This window comes from Mesorhizobium sp. AD1-1, assembly GCF_020164655.1.
Classification (GTDB): domain Bacteria; phylum Pseudomonadota; class Alphaproteobacteria; order Rhizobiales; family Rhizobiaceae; genus Mesorhizobium; species Mesorhizobium ciceri.
Genome location: NZ_JAIUGP010000005.1, coordinates 282,501 through 287,500 on the forward strand (window position 1 = coordinate 282,501; position 5,000 = coordinate 287,500).

The following is a 5,000-nucleotide window of genomic DNA, read 5'->3' on the forward strand; positions in this document are numbered from 1 at the left end:
GTAGAGATGAGGTGTCAGAAAAAAGTCATTCGTAAAAAAGGTTTGTGGTGAGCTTCTGGCTTGCCGCTTGTTCTGTTTGACATTGTAAAGAGAAGATTTGTTCGAACTTCATGGCAGTAATGCCGTGATTTGTCGCGGGAGACGCTCAATCTCCTGCATATGATGGGCTTGCCTAACCGCACCCTCGAACCGATCTCGAGAAGCTGGTCTTTTTGTGCCAATGACATCGAAGTTTGATCCCGCACAGGATCTGCTTCAGGCGACAATTCCTTTGGAATTGCGTGGATGCCAACTCCGTAAGGGGAAGGCTGAAGCGACAATCCGTTCGGGATTGCGCGGATGGGCATTGGCAATGAGAACGATCAAGTGTCTTAAGGGCAATTGGTGGATGCCTTGGCATGCACAGGCGATGAAGGACGTGATACGCTGCGATAAGCTACGGGGAGGTGCGAATACCCTTTGATCCGTAGATTTCCGAATGGGGAAACCCACCTAAGGTACTTGGAAAATCAGAGCAGCCAGAAGGTCGCAAGGCCGGATTGCTGCTGTGGTTTCCAAGTATCGATAATAGGTAACTTACCCTGAATACATAGGGGTAAAGTGGCGAACGCGGGGAACTGAAACATCTAAGTACCCGTAGGAAAGGACATCAACCGAGACTCCGGAAGTAGTGGCGAGCGAACCCGGACCAGGCCAGTGGCGATTGAGAGACAAGCGGAACCTTCTGGAAAGTAGGGCCATAGTGGGTGACAGCCCCGTACGCGTAATGCAATCAATCGTCCTCGAGTAAGGCGGGACACGTGAAATCCTGTCTGAAATTGGGGGGACCACCCTCCAAGCCTAAGTACTCGTGCATGACCGATAGCGAACTAGTACCGTGAGGGAAAGGTGAAAAGCACCCCGACAAGGGGAGTGAAAGAGTACCTGAAACCGATTGCCTACAAACAGTGGAAGCCCAAGGTTCGTCCTGGGTGACCACGTACCTTTTGTATAATGGGTCAGCGACTTAGTGTGACGAGCAAGCTTAAACCGCTAGGTGTAGGCGCAGCGAAAGCGAGTCTGAACAGGGCGTTCAGTTCGTCGCATTAGACCCGAAACCGAGTGATCTAGCCATGAGCAGGTTGAAGGTAAGGTAACACTTACTGGAGGACCGAACCCATAACTGTTGCAATAGTTCGGGATGACTTGTGGCTAGGGGTGAAAGGCCAATCAAACTCGGAAATAGCTGGTTCTCCGCGAAATCTATTTAGGTAGAGCGTCGACCGAATACCCCAGGGGGTAGAGCACTGGATGGGCTAGGGGTCCTCACCGGATTACCAAACCTAACCAAACTCCGAATACCTGGGAGTACTAGTCGGCAGACACACGGCGGGTGCTAACGTCCGTCGTGAAAAGGGAAACAACCCTGACCTACAGCTAAGGTCCCCAAGTTATGGCTAAGTGGGAAAGGATGTGAGGATCCCAAAACAACCAGGATGTTGGCTTAGAAGCAGCCATCATTTAAAGAAAGCGTAACAGCTCACTGGTCTAAATAAGGGTCTTTGCGCCGAAAATGTAACGGGGCTAAAGCCATACACCGAAGCTTAGGGTTTGGTCCGCAAGGGCCAAGCGGTAGCGGAGCGTTCTGTAAGCTGATGAAGCCATACCCGTGAGGGGTGGTGGAGGTATCAGAAGTGCGAATGCTGACATGAGTAACGTAAGGGGAGTGAGAGACTCCCCCGCCGAAAGACCAAGGGTTCCTGCTTAAAGCTAATCTGAGCAGGGTTAGCCGGCCCCTAAGACGAGGCGGAAACGCGTAGTCGATGGGAACCACGTTAATATTCGTGGGCTTGGAGGTAGTGACGGATCATTGAGGTAGTCCAATCTTATCGGATTGAACGGGCTGCTGCGTGGTTCCAGGAAATAGCTCCTCCTTATAAACCGTACCCGAAACCGACACTGGTGGTCTGGTAGAGTATACCAAGGCGCTTGAGAGAACTATGCTGAAGGAACTCGGCAAATTGCACGCGTAACTTCGGAAGAAGCGTGACCCTTTTCCACGCAAGTGGAGGAGGGTGGCACAGACCAGGGGGTAGCGACTGTTTATCAAAAACACAGGGCTCTGCGAAGTCGCAAGACGACGTATAGGGTCTGACGCCTGCCCGGTGCTGGAAGGTTAAGAGGAGGGGTGCAAGCTCTGAATCGAAGCCCCAGTAAACGGCGGCCGTAACTATAACGGTCCTAAGGTAGCGAAATTCCTTGTCGGGTAAGTTCCGACCTGCACGAATGGCGTAACGACTTCCCCGCTGTCTCCAGCATAGACTCAGTGAAATTGAATTCCCCGTGAAGATGCGGGGTTCCTGCGGTTAGACGGAAAGACCCCGTGCACCTTTACTATAGCTTTACATTGGCATTCGTAGTGGCATGTGTAGGATAGGTGGTAGGCTTTGAAACCTGGGCGCCAGCTCAGGTGGAGCCACCCTTGAAATACCACCCTTATTACTATGGATGTCTAACCGCGGCCCGTTATCCGGGTCCGGGACAATGTATGGTGGGTAGTTTGACTGGGGCGGTCGCCTCCTAAAGAGTAACGGAGGCGCGCGATGGTGGGCTCAGAACGGTCGGAAATCGTTCGCTGAGTGCAATGGCATAAGCCTGCCTGACTGCGAGACTGACAAGTCGAGCAGAGACGAAAGTCGGTCATAGTGATCCGGTGGTCCCGCGTGGAAGGGCCATCGCTCAACGGATAAAAGGTACGCCGGGGATAACAGGCTGATGACCCCCAAGAGTCCATATCGACGGGGTTGTTTGGCACCTCGATGTCGACTCATCGCATCCTGGGGCTGGAGCAGGTCCCAAGGGTATGGCTGTTCGCCATTTAAAGCGGTACGTGAGTTGGGTTCAGAACGTCGTGAGACAGTTCGGTCCCTATCTGCCGTGGGTGTAGGAATATTGAAAGGATCTGTCCCTAGTACGAGAGGACCGGGATGGACGGATCTCTGGTGGACCTGTTGTGGCGCCAGCCGCATAGCAGGGTAGCTATATCCGGACGGGATAACCGCTGAAGGCATCTAAGCGGGAAACCCACCTTAAAACGAGTATTCCCTGAGAACCGTGGAAGACGACCACGTTGATAGGCCGGGTGTGGAAGAGCGGCAACGCTTGAAGCTTACCGGTACTAATAGTTCGATCGGCTTGATCGTTCTCATTCCTTATGCCCATCTGACAAAGTCAGATGGTCTGTTCTTACTCACGCTTGTTCCGCCCTGCGGGCGGCGCTACGTGAGTGCGGCGCATCAGCGCCGACGGTCGACCTTGCGAAGCTTCGCTTCGAAAGGCGCCAGACCAAGAACCGTAAAGGCACACAAAGACCAGCGAACAGCCCCGAGAGGCACCCGACAGCTCCGCTGCCGATGTCTCTTTGTGCGCCTTCGCTCAAAAGCTTCTCGAACAACGTGCGTTTTGCCGACCTGGTGGTTATGGCGGAGCGGCTGCACCCGATCCCATTCCGAACTCGGCCGTGAAACGCTCCAGCGCTGATGGTACTTCGTCTCAAGACGCGGGAGAGTAGGTCGCTGCCAGGTCTGCCAAACGCACGTTGATCTCACATCCAAATCGGATGGAGAGAAATCTTCTCTTTATGAAATGGCCCGCCAAGGGATCACGGGCCGCGTAAGCGGCCCTTTCATTTGGTCAGCCATATACCTATCTGTAGGCCTCGGCTTACACAAAAATTGACGCGGGGTGGAGCAGCCCGGTAGCTCGTCAGGCTCATAACCTGAAGGTCACAGGTTCAAATCCTGTCCCCGCAACCAAATTCAAAAAAGCCCGCCATCGTGCGGGCTCTTTTGTATTGTGCCGTGGCGCCGGCGATCTAACCTGTCATCAGGCGCCCGCAACCAGCCAAGCCAAGCCGCCAGACAGAAAACAAATCCTCTCCCCAAAACCAAACTTCAAAAACAGCCCGCCAGCCACAAATGCCCGCGCGCCGTTTTGATATGGGGGACTGCCGAAGCTTCTCGGAATACGCCGGATGGTCCGAAAGCGAAGCCGAAGCTGCGGGACAAAAGAACCAAATCCCGTCCCGCAAACCAAACTTCACTAAGCAACAGCCCGCCTGGCATCAGCCGGCGGGCTGTTCGCGTTCAAGGGACAATGGTGCCCGCAAGCGGCAGTCCTCGGCGCACAAAGAGGACTCAGCCGACAAGGTACGACAACAAAACAAAGCCTCAACAAAACAGCCCGCGGGCCGTTTGCGTTTGGGGGACCGGCAAGTGAAGCGCCAGGCCGCCGCCATGGCCGGATCAACCGAATCGGAGACGGAAAAGACAAAGCCATCCGATCCTCGTGCCAGGCATCGGTGATGCCGGTGATGATTTGCAATCAAATACGAAATGAATTTGGTCGGGGTGGTGTTCGATTCAGCCGGCTTTTGTGGCCACCCTCGACCATGACAATGACTGATGACCGCGAATATCGACCTGCATGTGAATCCTCGATCGCGCCGGCGGCCGGTGTGTCACGCCGCAATAGCCGCAAGTGCCGTTGGTCGAGCGGCCTGGGGGCGTTGAAGCGATGCCTCGATCATGCCGAATCAAAGCGAAGGGTGATTCTCTGCGGATGAGTCACGCGAGGTAAGGCATGGCCGAATCGGCGCCAGATTCGGAATCGCTCCCCGCAGGAGGTTGCAAATGCCAAATTACGCTTTGAATGACCACTACGAGAGCTTCATCAGGAAGCAGCTCGAATCAGGCCTCTACAACAATGCCAGCGAGGTTGTCCGCGCGGACCTGCGCATGCTCGAGGATTTCGAGGCGGAGCGGGAGAAATGGCTGCGCGAGGAGATACCAGGGCGCCTGGCTGAACTCCGGCAGGATCCGATGAAGGGCATCCCTGCCGACACGGTCTTCTGCCGGCTGGAGGCGCGTCATCGCTCCAAGCAGGCGAAAGCCAAGTAGGGGATGGAGTATCGGATTGTCTTCCACTCCAAGGCGGAGTCGGAGCTGGAGCAACTCTACGAT

At 54.8% G+C, this 5,000-nt stretch carries 1 protein-coding gene, 1 tRNA gene, 2 rRNA genes and 1 pseudogene (1 of these 5 only partly in view); all 5 read left to right on the forward strand.

Annotation, left to right across the window (positions count from 1 at the left end; translation table 11 throughout):
- Nucleotides 1-360: 360 nt before the first annotated feature.
- Nucleotides 361-3,182: ribosomal RNA gene (locus LB519_RS12965) — 23S ribosomal RNA — on the forward strand.
- A gap of 266 nt (nt 3,183-3,448) precedes the next feature.
- A 5S ribosomal RNA gene (gene rrf / locus LB519_RS12970) occupies nt 3,449-3,563 on the forward strand.
- Between the two features lie 154 nt (nt 3,564-3,717).
- Nucleotides 3,718-3,794, forward strand: a tRNA-Met gene (locus LB519_RS12975).
- An 876-nt stretch (nt 3,795-4,670) separates the two neighbouring features.
- Nucleotides 4,671-4,937, forward strand: coding sequence for a type II toxin-antitoxin system ParD family antitoxin (locus LB519_RS12980; RefSeq protein ID WP_224620186.1), 267 nt, complete (start codon nt 4,671-4,673; stop codon nt 4,935-4,937).
- Nucleotides 4,938-4,940: 3 nt separating this feature from the next.
- Nucleotides 4,941-5,000 (forward strand): annotated as a pseudogene (locus LB519_RS12985) (type II toxin-antitoxin system RelE/ParE family toxin); it runs 251 nt beyond the window's last position.